Genomic DNA, 22,763 nt, shown 5'->3' with positions numbered 1-22,763 from the left:
GCGACTAACGAAACGCGGTCCGGCCGGTCGGGGTGACCCGACCGGCCGGACCGCGTCCGGCGTACCTGACTCAGGCGGCCGCGGCGGAGGTCCGCACCAGGGTGCGGATCTGGCGCAGCAGCACCGACAGGGCGGCGAGATCCGCCCGCGACTCGTCGAACTCCCCCATCGCCCGTCGGGCGCGGTGGATCGAGGTCGCGTTCGACTGCTCCCACTGCTGCACCCGCTCGTGTGGCGGCAGGTCCTCCGGGGTGGAGCCGAGCACCTCGGCGGTGAGCGCGGCCAGCGCGGCGTACAGGTCGTAGCGCAGCGCCATCCGGGCCAGCGTCTGCCAGCGGTCCTCCCGAGGCAGCAGGGAGATCTTCGACAGCAGCGAGTCCACCCGGAACAGGTCGGACAGCACGAAGTAGACCGAGGCCACCTCGCTGACGTCCCGCCCGCTGCTGTTCGCGGTCTCCACCACGTCCATCAGGCCGAAGCTGTACATCAGCCGGGTCGCCTGCTCCGCCAGGTCACGGGGCAGCCCGCGATCGGTCATCGAGTCGATGTGCGCCGCGATGCCCTGCCGCTCGTTGCCGTAGAACAGGTCTTCCAGCCCCGGCAACAGCCGGGTGACCCCGTCGCGCAGTCGGGCGATCTCGGCCGGTACGTCGATCGGCGAGCGCCGGTTGGAGACCAGCCACCGCACCGCCCGATCGAGCAGCCGGCGGGTGTCCAGGTAGACGCTGGTCTGCACCTCGGGTGCGACCTTGTTGTCCAGCGCCTCGACCGCGTCCCACAGCTCGCGCAGCCCGAACACCTCGCTGACCACCACGTAGGCCCGGATCACGTCCGCGGCACTGGCGGCGGTCTCCTCGACGACCCGGAAGATGAACGAGATGCCACCCCGGTTGATCGCCTCGTTGACCAGCACCGTGGTGACGATGTCCCGGCGCAGGCGGTGCCGGCCCATCCGGTCGGCGAACCGCTCACGCATCGGCGTCGGGAAGTAGTTGACCAGGACCTCGGTCGTCCACTCCTCGTCCGCCAACCCTTCGGTGAGGATCTCCCGTTCCAGGACGATCTTCACGTACGCGAGCAGCACCGCGAATTCCGGCGCGGTCAGGCCGGATTCGCTGCGGACCGCCAACTCCTCGTCCGGCGGCAGCGCCTCCAGCGACCGGTCCAACGCGCCTGAGCGCTCCAGCTCGTTGATCATCCGGCGGTGCACCGGGAGCAGCGAGGCAGCCTGGGCCTGAGCGTTGTTGATCGCCCGAGCCTGGTCGTAGTTGTCCCGCAGCACCAGCTCGGCGACCTCGTCGGTCATCCCGGCCAGCAGCTCGTCCCGGTCGGCCGTGGTCAACTCCCCGTCGGCCACCGCGGTGTTCAGCAGGATCTTGATGTTCACCTCGTGGTCGGAGGTGTCCACCCCGGCCGCGTTGTCGATGAAGTCGGAGAAGATCCGGCCACCGGTCAGCGCGTACTCGATCCGGCCGAGCTGGGTCCAGCCCAGGTTGCCGCCCTCGCCCGCCACCCGGCAACGCAGGTTGCGCCCGTCCACCCGGATCGCGTCGTTGGACTTGTCGCCCACCTCGGCGTTGGTCTGGGTGGACGCCTTGACGTAGGTACCGATGCCGCCGTTCCAGAACAGGTCCACCGGGGCGGTGACGATCGCCTTCATCAACTCCTGCGGCGACAGGTGCGTGACGTCGTCGTCCAGGCCGATCGCCGCCCGGACCTGCGGCGTGATCGGGATGGACTTCGCGGTACGCGGGAAGATGCCACCGCCGGCCGAGATCAGCTCCGGGTTGTAGTCCTCCCAGGAGGAACGGGGCATGTCGAACAGCCGCCGACGCTCCGCGTACGAGGTCGCCGCTTCTGGCTCCGGGTCGAGGAAGATGTGCCGGTGGTCGAAGGCGGCCACCAGCCGGATGTGCTCGGACAGCAGCATTCCGTTGCCGAACACGTCGCCGGACATGTCGCCGACGCCGACCACCGTGAAGTCCTGGGTCTGTGTGTCCAGGCCCAACTCCCGGAAGTGCCGCTTGACCGACTCCCAGGCACCCCGGGCGGTAATGCCCATCTTCTTGTGGTCGTAGCCGGCGGAACCGCCGGAGGCGAACGCGTCACCCAGCCAGAAGTTGTGCGCCGTGGAGATCTCGTTGGCGATGTCGGAGAACGTCGCGGTGCCCTTGTCGGCCGCCACCACCAGGTACGGGTCGTCGCCGTCGTGCCGGACCACGTCCACGGGCGGCACGATCTGCCCACTGACGATGTTGTCGGTGACGTCCAGCATTGCGCCGACGAACTCCTGGTAGCAGGTGACCGCCTCGTCCCGGTCACCCGGCTTCTGCTTCAGCACGAAGCCACCCTTGGCACCGACCGGCACGATCACGGTGTTCTTCACCATCTGCGCCTTGACCAGGCCGAGCACCTCGGTACGGAAGTCCTCCCGACGGTCGGACCAGCGCAACCCGCCTCGGGCCACCGGCCCGAACCGCAGGTGCACACCCTCGAACCGGGGCGAGTAGACGAAGATCTCGAACTTCGGCCGGGGCGCGGGCAGGTCCGGGATGGCCTGCGGGTCGAGCTTGAACGCCACGTACGCCTTCGGCCGCCCGTCGGAGCGCTTCTGGTAGAAGCTGGTCCGTAGGGTCGCCTCGATCAGCGTCAGGTACGAGCGCAGGATCCGATCCTGATCGAGGCTGGCCACGTCGTCCAGCGCACCCCGGATCGTCTCCACCAGCTCACCGCTGCGCTGCTTACGCTGCTCGGCGCTGAGCTCACCCGGTGCGAACCGGATCTCGAACAGCTCCACCAGCAACGCGGCGAGCTTCGGATAGGCGACGAAGGTCTGCTCCATGTAGTCCTGCGAGAAGACCGTGCCGGCCTGCCGCAGGTACTTCGCGTACGCCCGCAGCACCACCACCTGCCGCCAGGTCAGCCCGCCGCGCAGCACCAGCTCGTTGAACCGGTCCACCTCGGCCTCGCCGCGCCAGGCCGCCGCGAAGGCGTTCTCCACGTGCGGGCGCACCTCGGCCAACTCGTGGTGCCCCTCGGGCAGCATGAGGCCGAAGTCGTACAGGTAGACCCGACCGTCGATCCGGTCCACCTCGTACGGGTGCTCATCGACCACTCGGACGCCCAGCGAGTGCAGCACCGGCAGCACGGCGGAGAGCATCATCGGTTCGCCGTACCGGTAGACCTTGAACCGGACGTCCATCGCCTCGGCCAGGTCGGCACCGGGCACGCGGGTGCCGGGCCGTGGTGCGAGCTGCTTGCGGAACAGGTGCATTTCCAGCTGACCGGGCTCCTCGAGCAGCTCCAGTTTCGCCAGGTCCTTCATCGCCTCGTACGGCGTGTGCCCGTCCTTGTAGCCCTCCGGGAACGCGTCGGCGTACCGGGTGAACAGGTGCTTGGCCTGCTCGTCGCCGAGCTTGCGCTCCAGCACCAGCCGGTAGTCGTCGTCCCAGAGTCGGGTCGCGTCGGCCAGTTCCTCGGCCAACAGGTCGGCGTCGATCTCACCCGGCGGCCGGCTCGGGTCGGTACGGACGATGAAGTGCACCCGAGCCAGCATCGACTCGGTGACGCGGGTGGTGTAGTCCACCCCGACACCGTTCAGCTCACGCAGCAGGATGTCCTGCATGCGGAGCCGGTTCTGCGTGGTGAACCGGTCCCGGGGCAGGTAGATCAGGCAGGAGATGAAGCGCCCGTACGCGTCCCGCCGCAGGAAGACCCGCAACTGCCGACGGCCGGCCATCCGCAGCACGCCGATCACCGCGTGGTAGAGATCGTCGGTCTTGATCTGGAACAGTTCGTCGCGCGGGTAGGTCTCCAGGATCTGGATCAGATCCTTACCGGAGTGACTGCGCCGGCTCAGGCCGGAGCGATCCAGCACCTCAGCCACCTTGCGGCGCACCACCGGCAGCTCGCGGACGCTGGTCCGGTAGGCGGCCGTGGAGAACAGGCCCAGGAAACGCCGCTCGCCGATCACCTCACCGAGCTCGTTGAAAATCTTGAAGCCGATGTAGTCCAGGTACGCCGAGCGGTGCACGGTGGCCCGCGAGTTGGCCTTGGTGATGATGAGCAGGCGCTTCTCCAGCACCTTCTCGTGCGCCTCGGGCGTCATCGACGCCAGCGGCCGGGCATCCGGCGCATCCGAGCGCAGAATGCCCAGACCGGTGCCGAGCACCGCCTCCAACGCCTTGCCGTCGACCGGGTCGGTGGCGTCGCCGCCCGGGGCGTCCACCAGCCGGTACTCGCGGTAGCCGAGGAAGGTGAAGTGGTCGTGGGCGAGCCAGCGCAGCAGCTCCACCGAGTCGGTGATGTCCTTCTCCGGCACCGGTGGGCGGTTGTCGGAGGTGCGGGCCGAGGCCAGTTCGTCGGCGAGCGCGAGGGAACGCTGACGCATCTTCGGCCAGTCCTCCACCGCCTCCCGCACATCGGTGAGCACCCGCTGCAACTCGCGGCGCAACCGCTCCCGCTCGGCCGCGTCCCGGACCGGGTCGATCTCGATCCGCATCCAGCTCTCGATGATGTCGCCGGCGATCGCGTCGTCCGGCTCCACGTCTGCGGAGACCTCGGTGAGACGACCCAACGGCTCACGCCGGACCACCACCAGCGGGTGCACCAGCAGGTGCACGTCCAGGTGGTACGAGTTGAGCAGGGCGGTCACCGAGTCGACCAGGAACGGCATGTCGTCGGTGACGATCTCGACGACCGTGTGGTGCTGGTCGGCGTGCGGCTCGTGGATCCGCAGTTTCAACTCGCCAGGCACTCGCTGCTGGGCGAGGTCCCGGTGCGCCCGGGCCGCGTCGAGCATTTCCTCCGCCGTGAAGCCGACCAGCTCCTCGTCCGGGGCGAACCGCCAGAAACGGCCGACAAGTGTCGCCGCGTCGTGGTCGTCCCTGGCGAGCGCGACGGCCTGGGCCACCAGGCGCTCCGCGTTGGGGACGGGTTCGTCGAGCTCGGCGTCCTCCACGTCGTCGGCCAATGCCTCGGTGGGCAGACCCAGATCGTAGATGGTGTCGATGCTCGACCCGGTCAGCCCGGTGACTCCCGTGTCGAGTCGGCCGTAGCCGTCTCCGTCGGTCGCCGAATCGAAGCTGTCGTCGTCCCGGCCGGAGTCATCCGGCCGGAGGTCGGGTTCCGGTTTGATCGCCGGACGCCGGTCCATCGGTGCCACTCCCCTCGACCCACCGCATTGTGGGTCACTCTGCCGCTCAGCCTAGGCCCTACCGTATTGCGCCTTCGTCGGCGGACCACTGGCCAGACGTCCGGATCGGGACTTTGTCCTTTCACCCGTTGCGGGTCCGAGGTTGGCCGGCTGCGGGATACCCCGCCACGCGATGTTCATCACACTGGCGCGGACTGGCTTTGGACGCGCTCGCCCACCTGGGGGACGTTCAGGACGGCGTTCACGTACTACCGTGCGAGAGCGCTCCGAGATCGGAAGGACCAGCTCCATGCCCTTGTCGTACCCCCGGCCCCACCGGCCGAACCCCGTCCGCCGTGTGGTCGCCGCGCTCACCGCGGTGCTGCTCACGGCCGGCGTTCTGGCTGCCTGCTCGGGTGACGACGGGCCGCAGAGCACCGTCGACGCCTTTCTCGCCGGCTGGCGCAGCGGCGATCTCCAGGCGGTCGGCATGATCGACCCGACCGGCGCCAAGCTGCCGTCGGCCGAGGTGACTCGCGAGATCAAGGAACTCTCCGGTGAGTTGGCGGCCACCCCGCCCACGCTGACGCGTCGCGGCGAGCCGAAGGTCACCGCGGACATCGCGACCGCGCCTGTCCGGGTGGAGTGGAACCTGCCCGGTCAGACCCGCTGGGCGTACGACCGGGAGGTGCGACTCGCCCAGGGCGACGACGATCAGTGGCAGGTGATCTGGGAGCCCCGGGTGATGCACGAGCAGCTCACCAAGGGTGACCATTTGGCGCTGCGCCGCGACGCCGGCACCCGGGCCGGGGTGCTGGATGCTGCCGGGCAACCGCTCGTGACCCCCCGGCCGGTGGTCCGGGTGGGCGTGCAGCCGAACGGGGTCGCCGATCTGAAGAAGCTGGTCAAGGACCTCGACGCGGCGTTCAAGGCGATCCGCCCGGCGCTGGTCCCCGCCGTCGACCTGGCCGACCTGCCGGAGCGGGTCACCAAGGCCGAGCCTGGCGCTTTCGTCGAGGTGGTGTCGCTCCGCGAGGAGGCGTACCTGCAGATCAAGCCCCGGATCTACGATCTGCCCGGCACCAAGTTCCAGTCCGACAAGATCGACCTGGCGCCGACCCGCGAGTTCGCCCGGGCGGTGCTCGGCACGGTCGACCAGGCGCAGGCCGACGACATTGCCGCGCACCCCGACCGCTACGTCGCCGGCGACCTGGTCGGGCACGGCGGGTTGCAGGGCCGCTACGACGAGCGCCTGCGCGGCGGCACCGGGCTGACCGTGGTGGTCGAGCGTCCCACCGAGGGCGGCAAGCTGGAGCCCACCGGCACCGAGTTGTTCCGTCGGGAACCACAGCCCGGGCAGGCGTTGAAGACCACGTTGGACGTCGCGGTCCAGAACGCGGCCGACGGGGCACTACGCGCCGAGCCGCGCCGAGCCGCGCTGGTTGCCGTACGGATCAGCGACAGCGCGGTGCTCGCCGCGGCGAACGGCCCCGGGCCAGCCGGGGAGAATCTGGCCTTCACCGCCCAGGTGCCGCCGGGCTCCACGTTCAAGATGGTCAGCACACTGGGCCTGCTGGACCGAGGGGCGATCACTCTGGACGGGCCGGTGGCGTGCCCGAAAACGTTCACCGTTGACGGCCGGTCCTTCAAGAACTCGGACAACTTCGAGCTCGGCTCGGTGCCGTTCCGCACCGACTTCGCCAAGTCCTGCAACACCGCGTTCGCCTCGCTGGCACCGAAGCTGGGCGGCGACGGGCTGGCCGCCTCCGGTCGGGCACTGGGCCTGGAGGGTCAGTGGGATCTCGGCATCGACGCCTTCACCGGCAAGGTGTCGACGGGCGGCAGCCAGGCCGAGCAGGCCGCGGCCTCATTCGGGCAGGGCACCACGCTGGTCAGCCCGCTCGCCATGGCCGGCGCCACCGCCGCCGTCGCCCGAGGCCGGTTCGAGCAGCCGAAGCTGCTGACCGACCCGGCGCCGGCCAAGCCGGCCCCGGCGGGCGAGCAACTCAAGCCGGAATCGGTCGCGGCGCTGCGCGCGATGATGCGCGAGGTGGTCACCACCGGCACCGGCAGCGCGCTCAAGGATGTGCCAGGCGAGGTGTACGGCAAGACCGGCACCGCCGAGTACGACGACAACCCGGCCCACACCCACGCCTGGTTCGTCGGCTGGCGGGGTGACGTGGCGTTCGCCGTATTCGTGGAGAAGGGCGGCGCCAGCACGGCCTCAGCCGTCCCGATCGCCGAGCGCTTCCTCCGCGCCCTCCCAACCACCTGACCGACCTGAAGCCCGCGCGCCACGAGGGCGCGGGGGCCGACCACCTGCCGCTGTCAGCGCCGGCCGGGTCGGTGATCCACTCCAGATCGCCGACCTGGCGGCATCCAAGCCACCAGACGCCCCCACATCGCCGACTTGGTGTCGATCAAGCGGGTTCGCGAGGTGGGGTGGGTCTGAGAGGGATCAGGCCGTGTCGGCGTTGGGGTGGTCAGCGTCGGGCGCGGTCGGCGGCGGCCTCCGCAGCAGGCCGGGGCCGGCCGACGCCGGTGGGCCCACCGGCTCGCGCTCGACAGCAGCCGTGACGCCGGCCGCCCCCGAATGAACCGGGCCGAGGATGCCGAGCGGGTCCGATTTCGCGGGGGCGAGGCCGCCAGGAGAAAGCCGGTCCGCCACGTCGACGTCGCCGGTCGGCTCCGCCGATCGCAGACCAGACGGATCCGCCGTCGGCCCACCGAGCTGCTCGACCAGGCGCGCCCCGGCAGGCTCGACCGGACGCAGGCCGCCAGGCTCAACCGACCGCACCCCCGAAGGCTCAACCGAGCGCAGGCCGCCAGGCTCAACCGGGCGCAGGCTGGCAAGCTCGGCGTTGGCGGGCGGGCCGGTGTCGACGGGGAGGTCGGCTGGGGCGTACTGCGATCTGTCGTCGGGGGTTGGGCGCGGGCTGCTGGTGGGGGCCGTGGTCCGGCCGTTACCGCGTCGGGGGCCGGGGGTCGGCCGGGCCGACAGCAGTCGGGGCGGCACCGCTTCCGGGGCGGTGACCGGGGCCAGGCCGGCGACCACGGTGTTGACGATCTCGGCCGCGTACGAGCCGTCCGGATCGTAGTCGGGATCGAAGACGGTCAGCTCCACGCCGAGGCAGTGCGGCGTGTCGACCAAGCCGGCGAGCAGGATCTCCAGCTCGGCGAACGCGATCCCACCCGGGTCGGGGGCGTCCACGGCGGGCATCACCGCGGGGTCGAGCACGTCCACGTCGATGTGCACCCAGTAGCCCGCGCAGTCGGCGAGCTGCTCATGCGCCCATTGGGCCGTCCGGGCAGCGCCTTCGGCACGCAGCGCCGGCACCGGCCGAGTGGTGATCCCGGCGGCCTGCAGGTCGAGCCGGTACTCGTCCTGCGCGCGGATGCCGAGCACCACCACGTCGATGTCGCGGAAGTAGGGGCGGCGCCCCTCCAGCGCGGCCAGGTCGGCCTGCCCCCGCCCGGTGACGAGGGCCAGGTCCTCACCGGCGGCCGCGCCAACGTAGGAGGCGTTGCCGGGGTGCCGGAAGTCGGAATGCCCGTCGACGAAGACCAACCCGATCCGCCCGCCGACGGCCTCACCGAGGCGGTGCATGGCCAACGCCGAGCCGAGCAGCACGGAGCAGTCGCCGCCCAGCACCACCGGGAACTCACCCCGGTCGATGATCGAGCCGATCCGTTCGGCGAGGGCCAGCGAGTAGTCGGCGATCTCCCGGGCGTGGCACACCCCGTCGCCAGGACGCCAGTCGCCGGGGTCGTACCGGGCTGGGGTGACGCAGCCTGCGTCGCGGGCGCGCAGCCGGGCTAGCAGGTCGTGGTCGCGCAGCGCGCCGGGCGCCTTGGCGCAACCGGGGACCGACGTGGACGTCGGCGGCCGCAGACCGAGATTTGTCGGCGCGTCGAGGACGGCGATCCGGCGCATCATGAGCTCCCGTCCTCGATGGTCGGGCGGGCCGGCCGGAACGCCGGCCCGCGCTGGCGTGCTACGAACTCAGAACAGGGCGCTGGCCAGGGCCCGACGCGCCGAGGCGACCGCCGGATCATCCGGGCCGGCGATGGAGAAGAGTGAAACCAGGTGCTGGCGGACCGTCTCGCGGTCCTCTCCGGCGGTGCGCCGGACCAGACCGACGAGTCGGGCGTACGCCTGCTCGGCCAGGCCGCTGAGCACCTCGATGTCGGCGGCCAGCAACTGCGCGGCCACGTCGTCGGGGGCGCTCTCGGCGGCGGCCAGCGCGGTGGCCGGGTCTGCGCCGGCCACCCGGCGGGCCACCCCGACCTGGGCAAGCCCCGCCGTGGCCGCGGCGTCCGCCGGGGCGTCGGCCAGAATCTTGCGGTACGCCTGCTCGGCGGCATCCAGATCGCCGCTCATCAGCGCGTCGTCGGCCTCGTCGAGGCGGGGATCCTCCGGCTCGGCGACGGCCACACCGCCGGCCTTGAGCACAGCCTGAATCCATTGCCGCAGCTGCGCCTCGGGCACCACTCCGGAGAAGGCGTCGACTGGCTGACCGCCGACGACCGCGTAGACCATGGGGATGCCCTGGACCCGGAACATCTGGGCGATTCGCGGATTTTCCTGCACGTCGACACGTGCCAGCACCCAGGTGCCGCCACCCTCGGCGTTCAGCTGCTCCAGGACCGGGGCGAACTCGTCGCTCTCCGGGAAGCCGGCCGCGCCGAAGAAGACGATGACGGGCATGGCCATCGACCGTTCGAGCACCTCGGACTGGATAGTCGCCTCGGTGACGTCGACGATGGCGGTGTTACCGCCGGCGGTGGGCGCGCCGGGGGTGCCGTTGGACGGGCCGCCCTGCGGGGGTGTGCCGGGGCGGGCACTGGCTGGTGCGGGGCCACGCAGCGTGCTGAGGTCGACCGCGCCGCGGGTGAAGATCGACGAGGTGATCCGTGGGTCGCTCATGGTTACCTAGTCTCGCACGTGAGCCGACGATCTCAGCTCACCCGCAACCCCGACGTTGCAACTCTCACCCCGCCATCCCAGACCGGCCGTCGTCCCCATCCCAGCCCTCCGCGATCTTGCACTTTCTGCCGTCGAAACGCGACATTCGCGCCGTCTGTCGGGACAGTAAGTGCAAGATCGCGGGGGTGGGGTGGGGTGGGGGGTTAGAAGCGGGCTGGTTCGCGGTAGGTGCCCCACTCGGCGCGGAGGGCGTCGCAGATCTCACCGAGGGTGGCTTCGGCGCGGACGGCGTCGAGCATCGCGGGGATCATGTTCTCGTCGGTGCGGCTGGCCTCGACCATCCGGGTCACCGCCGCGCGGACTGCGGCCTCGTCCCGGGCGCCCTTGCGCTCGGCGAGCACCCGGCGCTGCTCCAGCTCCACCTCGTGGGAGATGCGTAGGATCTCCAACTCCTTGGCGACCGTACCGGCGTGGCAGTTGACGCCAACGATCTTCTTGTCGCCCTTTTCGAGGGCCTGCTGGTAGACGAAGGCCGACTCGGCGATGTGCCCGGTGAACCAGCCGTCCTCGATGCCGCGCAGGATGCCCGAGGTCATCGGGCCGATCTGGTGCGGCCCCTCCCCGCCGAGCTGCCGGATCCTGGCGAAGATCTCCTCCGCCTCGGCCTCGATCTTGTCGGTCAGCGCCTCGACGTACCAGGAGCCGCCGAGCGGGTCGGCCACGTTGACCACGCCGATCTCCTCCATCAGCACCTGCTGCGTACGCAGGGCGATCTCGGCGGACTCGTCGGTGGGCAGCGCCAGGGTCTCGTCCAATGCGTTGGTGTGCAACGAGTTCGTTCCGCCGAGCACCGCCGCGAGGGCCTCGACAGCGGTGCGTACGACGTTGTTGACCGGCTGCTGGGCGGTCAGCGACACCCCGGCGGTCTGCGTGTGGAACCGCAGCCAGAGGGCCTTTTCGCTGGTTGCGCCGTAGACATCGCGCAGCCAGCGGGCCCAGATCCGGCGGGCAGCGCGGAACTTGGCGATCTCCTCGAAGAAGTCGAGGTGCGAGTCGAAGAAGAAGCTCAGCCCCGGCGCGAAGACGTTCACGTCCAGCCCGCGGGAGAGGCCCAACTCCACGTACCCGAATCCGTCGGCCAGGGTGTACGCCAACTCCTGCGCGGCGGTCGAGCCGGCCTCGCGGATGTGGTAGCCGGAGACCGACAGCGGCTTGTAGCGCGGGATCTCGGCGGCGCAGTATTCCATCAGGTCGCCGATCAGGCGCAGGTGCGGCTCGGGGTCGAAGAGCCACTCCTTCTGCGCGATGTACTCCTTGAAGATGTCGGTCTGCAGAGTCCCGTCCAGCTTGGACAGGTCGGCACCCTGCCGCTCGGCGGCGACCAGGTACATGCAGAACACCGGCACGGCCGGGCCGGAGATGGTCATCGAGGTGGTGACGTCGGCCAGGTCGATGCCGTCGAAGAGCGCCTGCATGTCGGTGGCGGTGTCGATGGCGACGCCGCAGTGGCCGACCTCGCCGAGCGCCTGCGGGTCGTCCGAGTCGCGGCCCATCAGCGTCGGCATGTCGAACGCGACCGAGAGACCGCCGCCGCCGGCGCCGAGGATCATCTTGTAGCGCTCGTTGGTCTGCTGGGCGTTGCCGAAGCCGGCGAACTGCCGGATGGTCCAGGTCCGCCCGCGGTAGCCGGTCGGATGCAAACCCCGGGTGTACGGATACTCGCCCGGCCAACCGATCCGCTCGAACCCCGGGTACGCGCTGCCCTCCGGTGGCCCGTAGACCGGCTCCACCGGCATCCCGGAGAGCGTGGTGAAGTCCGCGTCCCGCTTGCGTGCGGCGTCGTATCGGGCCTGCCAGCGTGCCCTTCCGGCGTCGATTTCGTCGGCGTCCATGAGCAGGGCTCCTCCTCGGGTCCTCGACTGCACATCGAGTGTAGAGCCCACACCTGAACGATCGCTAAGTCAGGCCGTACCCGTGGGTAACGTGAGCCGGTCGCTGACCCACCGTGGGTCCCGTCGGCCCGTGACCACCGCTACCGCCATGATCAATTGATGAGAAGTAGGCGTCCGAAGCCTTCCCGACCTACTTCTCATCAATTGATCACCGCAGCTCCGGTGCGGGGCTGCCCCTCAGGCCGAGGGGACCGCGGGCCCACCCATCGCCACGTCGTCGACCCGGATGTTGACCTCGTCGACCCGCAACCCGTGCGCCTCGACCGCCTCGGTGACCCGGGCACGCACCTGGCCGGTGATCTCCGGCACCGGCTGGCCGGCTTGGATCACCAACACCAGGTTGACCACGGCGGCGTCCCCGGTCACGTGGGCAGAGCAACCCCGCCGGGCGTCGCCCACCTGATCCAGCCCAACCCGGTCGAGAACCGCGTTGAAGAACCGGGCGACGTCCCCGCCCAACTCGACAACTCCGGGCACCGCTCGGGCCGCCGCGACCGCGATCTTTTCGATCACCTCGTCCGCGACGTGCGTCGTCCCGCCAGCCGGCACCGACGCCGTGGTCAGCTCCTGCGTCGCCTCGTGGTCCACAGTCACTCCCCTACTCCTCGTGCCACCGGGCAGTCCCCGGTTGACGGCCAACGGACGGCCCGACAGCCCTTGCACCGTCGGGTCGCTGACGCCTCAGGCTCAGGCTCGGGCTCGGGCCGCTGACGCCTCAGGCTCCGGCTCAGGCTCCGGCCGCCGGCTGGTTCAGCTCGATGTCGTCCACTGTGACGTTGACCTGGGTGACCGTCAGGCCGTACTTCTCCACTGCCTCGATAACTGCGGCCCGCACCGCCTCGGTCACGTCGGCCACGACGTGCCCGGAATCGATCACCAGGACCACGTTGATGACGGCTGAGCCGCCCTTCACGTCGGCCGAGACGCCCCGACGGGCGTCGCCCGCCTCGTCCAGCCCGACCTTGTCGAGGAGGCTGTTGAAGAACCGGGCCACGTCACCACCCAGATCGGCGACACCAGGCACCGAACGAGCGGCGGCTCCAGCGATCTTCTCCACGACCTCGTCGGAAACCGACGTGACGCCCCGGGCCGCGCCTGTCGCGGGCTGCACTCCACCGGCGTTCTCCACCGCGTCCGTCATGATCACATCTCCCCTGGTTCCGAAGCATGTGGGCCGACCGATTCGTCAGCCCGCTGCGCGGCAGCCAGCTTCCGGCCACGCGCCGCGAGCCTACTAAAACCGGAGCGACCTTCGCTTCCGGGCGCGCGTCACGCCGCAGCCGATCGACCGCACGAGCGGCGGGTTCCGAACGTGCGCCGGCATCGGGTTACTACGTCCGGAATGGACGTCCTTTCGCTTAGTGGTTCGACGCTCGACGTCCTTCGGGGTTGACGCGAGGAGAGAGGGAATGGCGAGGACGGCGACGCCGGCATGCGTCAGGCCAGTGTGTACTCCAAGACATAGGAGTGGCTGCCGTCGTCAGACTGGATGATCTCGAGAGCTCCCACGATCCCTGTGAGGTCACCGGAGCCCGTTCCCGGGACGACACGGATCGCGAGTTGCTCACCGTGGCTGCCGGGTGCGCTGTGTTGGAGGACGAACGAGCCCTTGAGGCCGTCGAGTTCTCCCGTGAATCGCTCCACGGCGACATAAGCAGCGGGGCTGCCCTCGATGTCGGCCACCGACAGCATGTTCACCGTACTGATGCCGGCCAGGCCGCCCTGGAAGGTCTTGGTGAGCCGCACCCGGCCAAACGCGGCCCCCGGACCTTCGTCGAGCACCTCCGGCTCGAATGATGTGACGTCAAATGTTCCGCCAGCCGAGGCCCGGCAGCGGGCAATCATCGTGCTGTTGGCGGCCCGGGGTCGCTCCAACGCCTGGATCGCCGCGCAGACACGAGCCGAAGACCGGCATCGTTCCCTTCATGGACCTGGTCACCCAGGTCATGGCCACCGAGCCCTACGCCAGCGCGAAACGCGTCTTCTGGACGTCCGACTACCTGGTCAGCCCCCCGAGGACTTCGAGCGTTGACCGCTTAGCGAGCGAGTTGGGCGAGCAGCTCGTCTGCCGCCGTGTACGGGTCGAGGGCGCCTTCGGCAACCTTGGTGGCGAGCGTGGCCAACTCCGTACCGTCGCGCAGTGAGCCGATCCGGGCGCGGAGGGTGCCGAGCGCGATCGCCTCGATCTCGGCGGCGGCTCGCGCCTCCTGGCGGCGGCGCAGTTCGCCGTGCTCGACCAGCCAGCCCCGGTGCTTGTCGATCGCGGCGGCGATGTCGTCGATGCCTTCGCCGCGCGCCGCGACCGAACGGACCACCTGCGGTCGCCACTGCCCCGGGCCGCGCTCGCCGAGGGCGATCATGCCCTGGATGTCGCGGACGGTGGCGTCGACGCCGTCCCGGTCGGCCTTGTTGACCACGAACACGTCGGCGATCTCCAGGATGCCGGCCTTGACCGCCTGGATCGCGTCACCCATGCCGGGGGCGAGCAACACGAGCGTGGTGTCGGCCAGCGAGGCGACCTCCACCTCGGCCTGCCCGACGCCGACGGTCTCCACCAGCACCACGTCACAGCCGGCGCCTTCCAGCACCCGGACCGCCTGCGGCGTAGCCGCAGCCAACCCGCCAAGGTGACCCCGGCTGGACATGGACCGGATGTAGACGCCCGGATCGGTGGCGTGGTCCTGCATCCGCACCCGGTCGCCGAGGATCGCACCGCCGGTGAACGGGCTGGACGGATCGACCGCCAGCACACCGACCCGATGCCCCTGCGCCCGCAGCGCCCGGACCAGCTCGTTGGTGGTGGTCGACTTGCCCACCCCGGGCGAACCGGTCAGCCCCACGACCTGGGCCTGCCCGGCGTACGGCGCCAACGCGGCGGCGATCGCCGGCAGCAGCGCGTCGCCGTTCTCCACCAACGTGATCAGCCGGGCCACCGCGCGGGGGTCACCCGTGCGGGCCCGCTCAACCAGCAGCGGTACGTCCCGACTGCGGCGCACCGACGTGGCGCCCCCTGTCGGGACGTGCTCAGCCGCTTCGCTCACTGCGCCTTCTCGACCTTGCCCGGAACGTGGATGATCAGCGCGTCGCCCTGACCACCGCCACCGCAGAGCGCCGCCGCGCCAGTGCCGCCGCCGCGCCGCTTCAGCTCCAGGGCGAGGGTGAGGACGAGACGCGCCCCGGACATGCCGATCGGGTGCCCCAGCGCGATTGCTCCGCCGTTGACGTTGACCTTGTCCGGGCTGATGCCGAGGTCACGGGTGGACTGCACGCCGACCTGGGCGAACGCCTCGTTGATCTCGATGAGGTCCAGATCCGCGACGCTCAGGCCGCCCTTCTTCAGGGCGTGGTTGATCGCGTTGGACGGCTGCGAGTGCAGGGAGTTGTCCGGGCCCGCCACGTTGCCGTGTGCGCCGATCTCAGCCAGCCAGGTCAACCCCAGCTCCCGGGCCTTGGCCTTGCTCATCACGAGAACCGCGGCGGCGCCGTCGGAAATCGGCGATGAACTGCCCGCGGTGATGGTGCCGTCGGAGGTGAAGGCGGGGCGCAGCTTGGCGAGCGACTCGACGGTGGTGTCCGGGCGGATGCCCTCGTCCTCGCTGATCACCAGCGGGTCACCCTTGCGCTGCGGGATCACCACCGGGGTGATCTCGTCGGCGAAGTGGCCGTTCTTCTGCGCGGCGGCGGCCCGCTGGTGGCTGGCTGCGGCGAAGGCGTCCTGCTCCGCACGGGAGATGCCGTGCTTGGTGCCGAGCCGCTCGGTCGACTCACCCATCGAGCAGCAGTCCCAGGCGTCGCTGAGCCCATCGTGCGCCATGTGGTCCTTGACCACCACGTCGCCGTACTTGTAGCCGGTGCGCTGACCCATCAACAGGTGCGGGGCGTTGGTCATCGACTCCATGCCGCCGGCCACCACGATGTCGAACTCGCCGGCGCGGATCAGCTGGTCGGCCAAGGCGATCGCGTCGAGACCGGAGAGGCAGACCTTGTTGATGGTCAACGCCGGCACGGACATCGGCACGCCGGCCTCGACCGCCGCCTGCCGGGCCGGGATCTGACCGGTGCCAGCCTGCAGCACCTGACCCATGATCACGTACTGGACCTGATCCGGGCTGACCCCGGCACGCTCCAGCGCCGCCTTGATGGCGATCCCGCCGAGCTTCGTGGCCGGGAGATCCTTGAGGTTACCCAGCAGGCGCCCCATCGGGGTCCGCGCGCCGCTGACGATCACCGAAGCCATGCCTGCCTCCGAGGGGGTGCCGAGCTGTACGCCTTAACGATTGTTCGGTCAGACTAGCGCCATGGTTGAGAACTCCCCCGCCGAGCCCGGTGCGGACTACGTCACAGACATCGGCCTTCGCAAGATCGACCACGTCGGGATCGCCGTGGCCGACCTGGACGCCGCCATCGACTTCTACCAGCGGACGTTCGGGATGCGCTGCGTACACGTCGAGACCAACGCCGAGCAGGGCGTCCAGGAAGCGATGATGGCCGTCGGGCCGACCACCGAGGGCGGTTGCGTGCAACTGCTCGCACCGCTCACCCCGGAGTCGACGATCGCCAAGTTCCTCGATCGCAACGGGCCGGGCGTGCAGCAGGTCGCGTACACGGTGGTGGACATCGACGCGGCGTGCGCGGCGCTGCGCGCGCGGGGGATGCGGCTGCTCTACGACGCGCCGCGGCGCGGCACCGCGGACTCGCGAATCAACTTCGTGCACCCGAAGGACGCCGGCGGTGTCCTCGTCGAACTCGTCGAGCCCGCCGCTGGCCACTGACCGCCTGCCGCGCGCGCCGAGAGGCCGCCCGCCGCTCGGTCACTGACCCCGTCGCGCACCCCCAGAGGCCGCCCTGCGGGCCGCACGCCCCGAGAGGCCGCCCGCCGCCGGGCCGTGCGCCCGCCGAGGCCGCGCGCCCGCCGGCGGACCGCACGCCCGCCGGCGGGCCGCACGCCCGCCGGCGGGCCGCACGCCCGCCGGCGGGCCGCACGCCCGGCGGGCGGTGATCGACTCCAGATCGCCGACGTGGCGGTGTCCCCACCGGCGGATGCCGCCACATCGGCGATCTGGAGTGGATCAACCCCGGCGGCCACCTTGCCCCGGCCGCGCATGCCGAGACCCCGCCCGCCGCCGGCCCGTGCGCCCGCCGAGGCGCCGCCCAGCGGGCCGCACGCCCAGCGGGCGGTGATCGACTCCAGATCGCCGACGTGGCGGTGTCCCCACCGGCGGATGCCGCCACATCGCCGAAACGGCGTGGATCAAAGACGTCGCCCGCCGCCAAAGCCGGCCCGTACGCACGTCAGTGCGCGGTTGGCGGGGCGGCCGGACACCTTCACGCATCGGCCGATGCAGTTTTTCACAGAGGACTTCCCGGCCTAGCTACCGTTCAGTAACGTCCGGCCCCACAGGAGCACGACCCCTGCCGGATGTGTCGAATGCCGACATGGCGGTCGTGCCCACCGGCGCCGACGATGGCAGCACCCGGGCCCGTGCGGGTGCGGATGAACCGGAGGTCACCGTGCAGGACATCCTCGAAGCGATCATGGCGGCGGAGGAATCCGACGATCCGGACCGCGAGCTCGCCGGCGTCGCCGGGCTGCCCGTGCCGGAGAGCTACCGGGGCGTGGTGGTCCGCGCCGAAGAGGCCCGGATGTTCGACGGCATGGCCACCCGGGACAAGGATCCGCGCAAAGCGCTGCACGTGCAGGAGGTGCCGACGCCGGAGTTGGCACCGGGCGAGGCGTTGCTCGCGGTCATGGCGAGCGCGATCAACTACAACACGGTGTGGACCAGCATCTTCGAGCCGCTGCCCACCTTCACGTTCCTTCAGCGCTACGGCCGGGTCTCCGAGCTGACCCGCCGACACGACCTTCCGTACCACGTGGTCGGCTCGGACGCGGCGGGTGTGGTGCTGCGCACCGGCCCCGGGGTGACCCGGTGGGCACCCGGCGACGAGGTGGTCGCGCACTGTCTCTCCGTCGAGTTGGAGGACGCGGCCGGGCACGACGACACCATGCTCGACCCGCAGCAACGGATCTGGGGCTTCGAGACCAACTTCGGTGGGCTGGCCGAGATGGCCGTGGTCAAGGCCAACCAGCTGATGCCCAAGCCACGGCACCTGAGCTGGGAGGAGGCGGCCAGCCCGGGGCTTGTCAACTCCACCGCGTACCGGCAGCTCGTCTCGCACCACGGGGCCAACATGAAGCAGGGCGACGTGGTGCTGATCTGGGGCGCCACCGGCGGCCTCGGCGGGTACGCCACCCAGATGGCGCTGGGCGGCGGCGCGATCCCGGTCTGCGTCGTCTCCTCGCCGGAGAAGGCCGAACTGTGCCGCAAGATGGGCGCGGAGCTGGTCATCGACCGGGCGGCCGAAGGTTTCCGCTTCTGGAAGGACGAGGAGACCCAGGACCCGGACGAGTGGCGGCGCTTCGGCGAGCGGATCCGCGAACTGACCGGTGGTGAGGACCCGGACATCGTCTTCGAGCACCCGGGTCGGGAGACGTTCGGCGCCAGCGTCTACGTGGCCCGGCGCGGTGGGACCATCGTCACCTGCGCCTCCACGAGCGGCTTCCAGCACCAGTACGACAACCGCTACCTCTGGATGCACCTCAAGCGGATCGTCGGCAGCCACTTCGCCAACTATCACGAGGCGTGGCAGGCCAACCGCCTGGTCGCGCTCGGCAAGGTGCACCCCACGGTGTCCCGCACCTACTCGCTGGAGCAGACCGGTCAGGCCGCGTACGAGGTGCACCGCAACGCCCACCAGGGCAAGGTCGGGGTGCGCTGCCTCGCACCCACCGACGGACTGGGCGTACGCGACGGGGAGTTGCGGGCCCGGCACGAGGACGCGATCAACCGATTCCGGGGTCACTGACCGGCACCGCCGGTACGGGGGCACTGACCGGCACCGCCGGTACGGGGGCACTGACCGGCACCGCCGGCACGAAGGCACCGACCCGGTGGCCGGCCGGACGGACGAACGCTCGGTGGCCAATGCGGTGATCGAACATTGTTCTTCCGCCCCATTAGCGGAAAACCCACCCGGATCGAACAAAGGGCCTCGGGGTTACCCAGGGGCCCTTTTCTGCGTCACGCTGCGTGGCGTCCGACCCGCCCGGGACCTGCCAAGATCTCCGTTTGGTCCAGCCCCCCGGATCGCGGCAGTTGACCATGTAAAGAGGGCACGAAAGCTTCGCACCGCTCTTGCGAAGCACCCTGGGGCGTCTGCCAGTATGTCCCAATGCCCCAGCAGCAGTCCTCCCCTCTCGCGTTCTTCGATAACGCGAACTCGCAGCCAGACTTCACCGTCGGCCTGCGCGGTTACAACACTCACCAGGTCGATGACTTCCTCGGCCGGATGACCGCCGCGCTGACCCAGTCCGAGCAGGCCCGTGCCGAGGCCGAGCAGCGGATGAACGACGCCCAGCGTCGGCTCCGCCAAGCCGAACAGCGCATGAGTGCGCTGGAGCAGAAGCTCACCGACACGAACAAGCAGCTCGAAGAGAACAGCCGGCCCACTCTGTCCGGGCTCGGCACCCGCGTCGAGCAGATCCTCCGGCTCGCCGAGGAGCAGGCCAACGATCACCGCAATGAGGCCAAGCGCGAGTCGGAGGGCATCCTCTCCGCCGCCCGCCTCGAGGCCCGCGAGATCACCGACAAGGCACGCGCCGAGGCCGCGGCCATGAAGGCCAGCGCCGAGCGCGAGGCGGGCAACCTGCGCACGGCTGCCGAGCGCGAGGCCGCCGAGGTCCGGGTGCAGGCCCGCCGTGAGGCTGACACGCTGCGCGCGGACGCCGACCGCGAGACCAAGCAGCTGCGTACCGTCACCGCGCACGAGGTGGCCGAGCTGAAGTCGACAGTCGAGCGGGAGGTTGCCACCCTCCGGGCCACTGCCGAGCGGGAGATCACCCAGCAGCGGGCGAAGGCCGCCCGCGAGGCTGAGGAGAAGCGCGCCGAGGCGACCAAGCTGCTGACCGATGCGCGGGACAAGCGCGACAAGGACCTTCAGGCCTTGGAGCTCCAGCTGGCCGAGCGGCGTGAGAAGTCCGAGCGCGAGGAGTCCGAGCGGCACGCCGCCCAGGTCGCGCAGACCCAGAAGATGGTCAGCGAGGCCGAGCAGCGTGCCCGGGCCGCGCAGGAGCGGGCCAAGGAGATCGAGCAGCGCGCCGAGGCTCGGCGGATCGAGTCGGAGCGCAACGCCGCCGAGACGGTGGACAAGGCCAAGGCGCACTCCGAGAAGACGCTCAACGAGGCAAAGGCTGAGTCGCAGCGCCTGCTGACCGAGGCCCGCACCGAGGCGGAGCTGACCACGCAGGCGGCCCGTCGCGAGGTCGAGGACCTCACCCGGCAGAAGGATGCGGTCACCTCGCAGCTGGGTCAGATGCTCTCCGGGCTCGCCGGCATCGTTCCGGGAATGCCGGCGTCGCCTGCTCCGGCGGCGAAGCCGGAGGCGAAGAAGACCGATGGCGGTCAGGAGCGGGTGCCTGCGGAGACCGCTGGCTGACGCGCGGCGTCAGGTCGGGGCATCGGCGGCGCGAGGTGACACCGGGTAACCGGTGCCGCCTCGCGCCGTATGCGTTTCCCGAAACCGAGTGAAGTAGCTCGCACAAGGCCCGTCCGTATCGCCCCAGCAGGGCCTGTTGCGTGTGAGGATGGGGGCATGTCGCACGGCGAGGAACTGTTCGCTCTCGGCGGGGACGTGACGACGGAGCCAAGCTTCGAGTCCGCTCTGCGGGGGTACGAGAAGAAACAGGTCGACCGATATGTCGCGCGTGCCGAGCACGAGATCGCGACCCTCGCCTCCGAACGGGAACAGGCGTATACGCAGATCCACAAGCTCGCCGGTCAGGTCGAGGTGCTCCAGCGTGACCTGACTCAGGTGCGCAAGCAGATGAACGTGGTTGACCGGGCCTCGTTCCGGCACCTCGGCCCGCTGGTCGACTCGATCGTCACTCAGGCCGAAGAGCTGGCCGAGCAGATCGTGTCCGATGCGAATGTGGAGATCGAGGCGCGCCGTGCCGCGGCCGATCACATCATCGAGGAGGCCCGCGAGCAGGCCGCGCGGGCACTGAAGGACTTTGAGCTCGCCCTCGCCGCGCGGCGCTCGGAGGAGGAGCGGCACAGCGCCGCCCGGCGGGCCGAGGCGGACGCCACTCTGCGGTCGGCCAAGGACGAGTCGGCGCAGCTGCGCAAGGCTGCGCAGGACGCGTTGGCGAAGGCCCAGCAGGAGGCCACCCAGCTGCGGGACACCGCCAAGGAGATCCACGCCCGGGCCCAGCAGGAGTCGACCAAGCTGCGTGAGACGGCCCGCGAGACGTTGGCCAACGCCCGGCAGGAGGCCAGCGACCTGCGCGAGGCCGCCAAGGAGGTGCACGCCAAGGCGCTCCAGGAGGCCAAGCGGCTCACCGATTCCGCGACCGAGGCTGGCCGCGCCACCCACGCCAAGGTGCAGCAGGAGGCCAAGCAGATCATCGACGATGCGTCGATGGCCGGGCGGGCCACCCGCGCAAAGGCGCAGCAGGAGGCGGAGCGGCTGACCACGCAGGCCACCGAGGCGGCCAAGCGTAGCCGCGCCGAGACCGAGGCGTATGTGCAGCGGATGCGCGCCGAGACCGAGTCTTACGTGCAGCACACCCGGGCGCAGACCCAGCAGGAGCTGGGTGCGTGGCGGGCCGGGGTGGAGCAGGAGGTCAACTCCCGTCGGGAGGCGGCCGACCGGGAGCTGGCGCAGCGGCGGTCCACGGCCGAGCAGGAGTTCGCCAAGCGCCGCGACGAGCTGGAAAAGCAGTACAAGTCCCGCCAGGAGGAGCTGGAGACCGGGTTCACCAGCCGTCAGCAGGAGTTGGAGACGGGTTTCACCACCCGCCGCGACGAGTTGGAAACCGAGTACACGGGCCGCAAGAACGAGCTGGAGACCGAATACTCCACGCGCAAGAACGAGATCGAGCAGGGCGCGGCCGGGGTTCGCCAGGCAGCCGAGCAGGACGCGACGGCTCTGCGCCAGCGGTCCGAGACGGAGGCCGCCGAGCTGCTGCGCCGGGCCGAGACCGAGGCCGGCGACAAGCGCCGCGAGGCCGACGAGCATGTCGCGGCCTCCCGCCGGCAGTTCGAGGAGTACGCGGCCACCACCCAGCAGCACCTGGCCACCACTCAGCAGCACCTGGCGGCCACCCAGCAGGAGTCGGCGGCGGGCCGACAGCAGCTCGCCCAGGTGATGCTGGAGATCGCCCAGGCCCAGCAGCAGCTCGCAGACCTGCGGCAGGAGACCTGGAAGTCCCGGCAGGAGTCCGACGAGCTCCAGCGGCAGATGGCCGAGCTGCGGTTGCAGAGCGTCGCCGGCCCGATCGACGGCCCGACCGCGCCAGCCGCCGGCGACGGCGTGAGCAAGAGCACGCCCAGCAAGGCCGAGCCCGTCGACGCCAAGCAGCCGGTGAACGCCAGCACCGAGGAGGCTGGGCAGTCCACGACCCGGCCGGTTGCCGAGCCGGTGACCACAGTGGATGGCGGGGCGGCAAGCGCCGGGGTGGACGGCGAGCCGACCGTGGCCGCGGTTCCGGGCGAAGGTGGCCGGGGCGCCAAGCCAACCAAGATCACTAGCACCGGCGAGAACGGCAAGCGCCCCACCAAGCCGACCACCGACGAGCGCAGTGCCAAGCCCAGCAAGGTCACCATCGAGAAGGACTGACCGCCGGGCCTTCGACCACTCGACCTCGACCGGACGAGTGTTATACCTGTGAGTCATCAATATGACTCACAGG

The 22,763-nt window shown here is 70.4% G+C and carries 14 protein-coding genes; 5 read left to right on the top strand and 9 right to left on the bottom strand.

What is annotated here, in order from left to right:
• Window positions 1–70 precede the first annotated feature (70 nt).
• Window positions 71–5,155, bottom strand: coding sequence for an NAD-glutamate dehydrogenase (locus tag ACLQ28_RS02845; protein WP_425684598.1), 5,085 nt, complete (start codon window positions 5,153–5,155; stop codon window positions 71–73).
• Between the two features lie 289 nt (window positions 5,156–5,444).
• Here ACLQ28_RS02845 and ACLQ28_RS02840 point away from each other — a divergent pair, with 289 nt between their 5' ends.
• Complete coding sequence (locus ACLQ28_RS02840) at window positions 5,445–7,409, top strand: penicillin-binding transpeptidase domain-containing protein (protein WP_425684597.1); 1,965 nt, start codon at window positions 5,445–5,447, stop codon at window positions 7,407–7,409.
• Window positions 7,410–7,592: 183 nt separating this feature from the next.
• Here the strand turns inward: ACLQ28_RS02840 and ACLQ28_RS02835 are convergent, their stop codons facing one another.
• From ACLQ28_RS02835 to ACLQ28_RS02800, 8 genes are all read right to left on the bottom strand, one after another.
• Window positions 7,593–9,071: an arginase family protein gene (locus ACLQ28_RS02835; protein WP_425684596.1), complete on the bottom strand. Its 1,479-nt coding sequence runs from the start codon at window positions 9,069–9,071 to the stop codon at window positions 7,593–7,595.
• Between the two features lie 66 nt (window positions 9,072–9,137).
• The gene (locus ACLQ28_RS02830) at window positions 9,138–10,061 is read right to left on the bottom strand and encodes a tetratricopeptide repeat protein (RefSeq protein WP_425684595.1); all 924 of its coding nucleotides are present in this window, start codon (window positions 10,059–10,061) and stop codon (window positions 9,138–9,140) included.
• Window positions 10,062–10,264: 203 nt separating this feature from the next.
• Entirely contained in the window at window positions 10,265–11,953 is a 1,689-nt protein-coding gene (locus tag ACLQ28_RS02825) for an acyl-CoA mutase large subunit family protein (protein ID WP_425684594.1), read from the bottom strand.
• 237 nt (window positions 11,954–12,190) lie between these two features.
• Window positions 12,191–12,601 (bottom strand): Asp23/Gls24 family envelope stress response protein, encoded by a 411-nt coding sequence (locus tag ACLQ28_RS02820; protein ID WP_110561593.1) that lies wholly within the window; start codon window positions 12,599–12,601, stop codon window positions 12,191–12,193.
• 139 nt (window positions 12,602–12,740) lie between these two features.
• Entirely contained in the window at window positions 12,741–13,154 is a 414-nt protein-coding gene (locus tag ACLQ28_RS02815; RefSeq protein ID WP_425684593.1) for an Asp23/Gls24 family envelope stress response protein, read from the bottom strand.
• 296 nt (window positions 13,155–13,450) lie between these two features.
• Entirely contained in the window at window positions 13,451–13,858 is a 408-nt protein-coding gene (locus ACLQ28_RS02810) for a DUF3224 domain-containing protein (protein ID WP_425684767.1), read from the bottom strand.
• Between the two features lie 191 nt (window positions 13,859–14,049).
• A complete protein-coding gene (meaB, locus tag ACLQ28_RS02805; protein WP_425684592.1) occupies window positions 14,050–15,054 on the bottom strand; it encodes a methylmalonyl Co-A mutase-associated GTPase MeaB in 1,005 nt (334 codons plus the stop codon).
• A complete protein-coding gene (locus ACLQ28_RS02800; protein ID WP_425684591.1) occupies window positions 15,051–16,250 on the bottom strand; it encodes an acetyl-CoA C-acetyltransferase in 1,200 nt (399 codons plus the stop codon). The genes meaB and ACLQ28_RS02800 overlap by 4 nt, the downstream gene beginning before the upstream one ends.
• Before the next feature lie 61 nt (window positions 16,251–16,311).
• On the opposite strand from ACLQ28_RS02800, the gene mce reads away from it, so the two are divergent.
• From mce to ACLQ28_RS02780, 4 genes are all read left to right on the top strand, one after another.
• Window positions 16,312–16,785: a methylmalonyl-CoA epimerase gene (gene mce, locus ACLQ28_RS02795; RefSeq protein WP_425684590.1), complete on the top strand. Its 474-nt coding sequence runs from the start codon at window positions 16,312–16,314 to the stop codon at window positions 16,783–16,785.
• 739 nt (window positions 16,786–17,524) lie between these two features.
• Entirely contained in the window at window positions 17,525–18,880 is a 1,356-nt protein-coding gene (ccrA, locus tag ACLQ28_RS02790; protein ID WP_425684766.1) for a crotonyl-CoA carboxylase/reductase, read from the top strand.
• A gap of 366 nt (window positions 18,881–19,246) precedes the next feature.
• Window positions 19,247–20,509: a DivIVA domain-containing protein gene (locus tag ACLQ28_RS02785; RefSeq protein WP_425684589.1), complete on the top strand. Its 1,263-nt coding sequence runs from the start codon at window positions 19,247–19,249 to the stop codon at window positions 20,507–20,509.
• A 156-nt stretch (window positions 20,510–20,665) separates the two neighbouring features.
• Window positions 20,666–22,690, top strand: a complete 2,025-nt coding sequence (locus tag ACLQ28_RS02780) for a hypothetical protein (protein WP_425684588.1) — start codon at window positions 20,666–20,668, stop codon at window positions 22,688–22,690.
• The last annotated feature ends 73 nt before the right edge of the window (window positions 22,691–22,763 follow it).

It is taken from the genome of Micromonospora sp. DT201 (assembly GCF_049841575.1).
In the GTDB taxonomy this organism is placed as follows: Bacteria; Actinomycetota; Actinomycetes; order Mycobacteriales; family Micromonosporaceae; genus Micromonospora.
Note: the sequence above shows the minus strand (reverse complement) of the source record. Positions and strands in the feature narration are given on the sequence as shown.

Bases quoted from the DNA above. Each gene is read 5' to 3' on its own strand.
- ACLQ28_RS02785 (WP_425684589.1), top strand. From the start codon at position 19,247: ATGCCCCAGCAGCAGTCCTCCCCTCTCGCGTTCTTCGATAACGCGAAC.
- ACLQ28_RS02810 (WP_425684767.1), bottom strand. From the start codon at position 13,858: ATGATTGCCCGCTGCCGGGCCTCGGCTGGCGGAACATTTGACGTCACA.
- ACLQ28_RS02825 (WP_425684594.1), bottom strand. From the start codon at position 11,953: ATGGACGCCGACGAAATCGACGCCGGAAGGGCACGCTGGCAGGCCCGA.
- ACLQ28_RS02840 (WP_425684597.1), top strand. From the start codon at position 5,445: ATGCCCTTGTCGTACCCCCGGCCCCACCGGCCGAACCCCGTCCGCCGT.
- ACLQ28_RS02780 (WP_425684588.1), top strand. From the start codon at position 20,666: ATGTCGCACGGCGAGGAACTGTTCGCTCTCGGCGGGGACGTGACGACG.
- ACLQ28_RS02830 (WP_425684595.1), bottom strand. From the start codon at position 10,061: ATGAGCGACCCACGGATCACCTCGTCGATCTTCACCCGCGGCGCGGTC.
- ACLQ28_RS02815 (WP_425684593.1), bottom strand. From the start codon at position 13,154: ATGACGGACGCGGTGGAGAACGCCGGTGGAGTGCAGCCCGCGACAGGC.
- ACLQ28_RS02845 (WP_425684598.1), bottom strand. From the start codon at position 5,155: ATGGACCGGCGTCCGGCGATCAAACCGGAACCCGACCTCCGGCCGGAT.
- ACLQ28_RS02835 (WP_425684596.1), bottom strand. From the start codon at position 9,071: ATGATGCGCCGGATCGCCGTCCTCGACGCGCCGACAAATCTCGGTCTG.
- mce (WP_425684590.1), top strand. From the start codon at position 16,312: ATGGTTGAGAACTCCCCCGCCGAGCCCGGTGCGGACTACGTCACAGAC.
- ACLQ28_RS02800 (WP_425684591.1), bottom strand. From the start codon at position 16,250: ATGGCTTCGGTGATCGTCAGCGGCGCGCGGACCCCGATGGGGCGCCTG.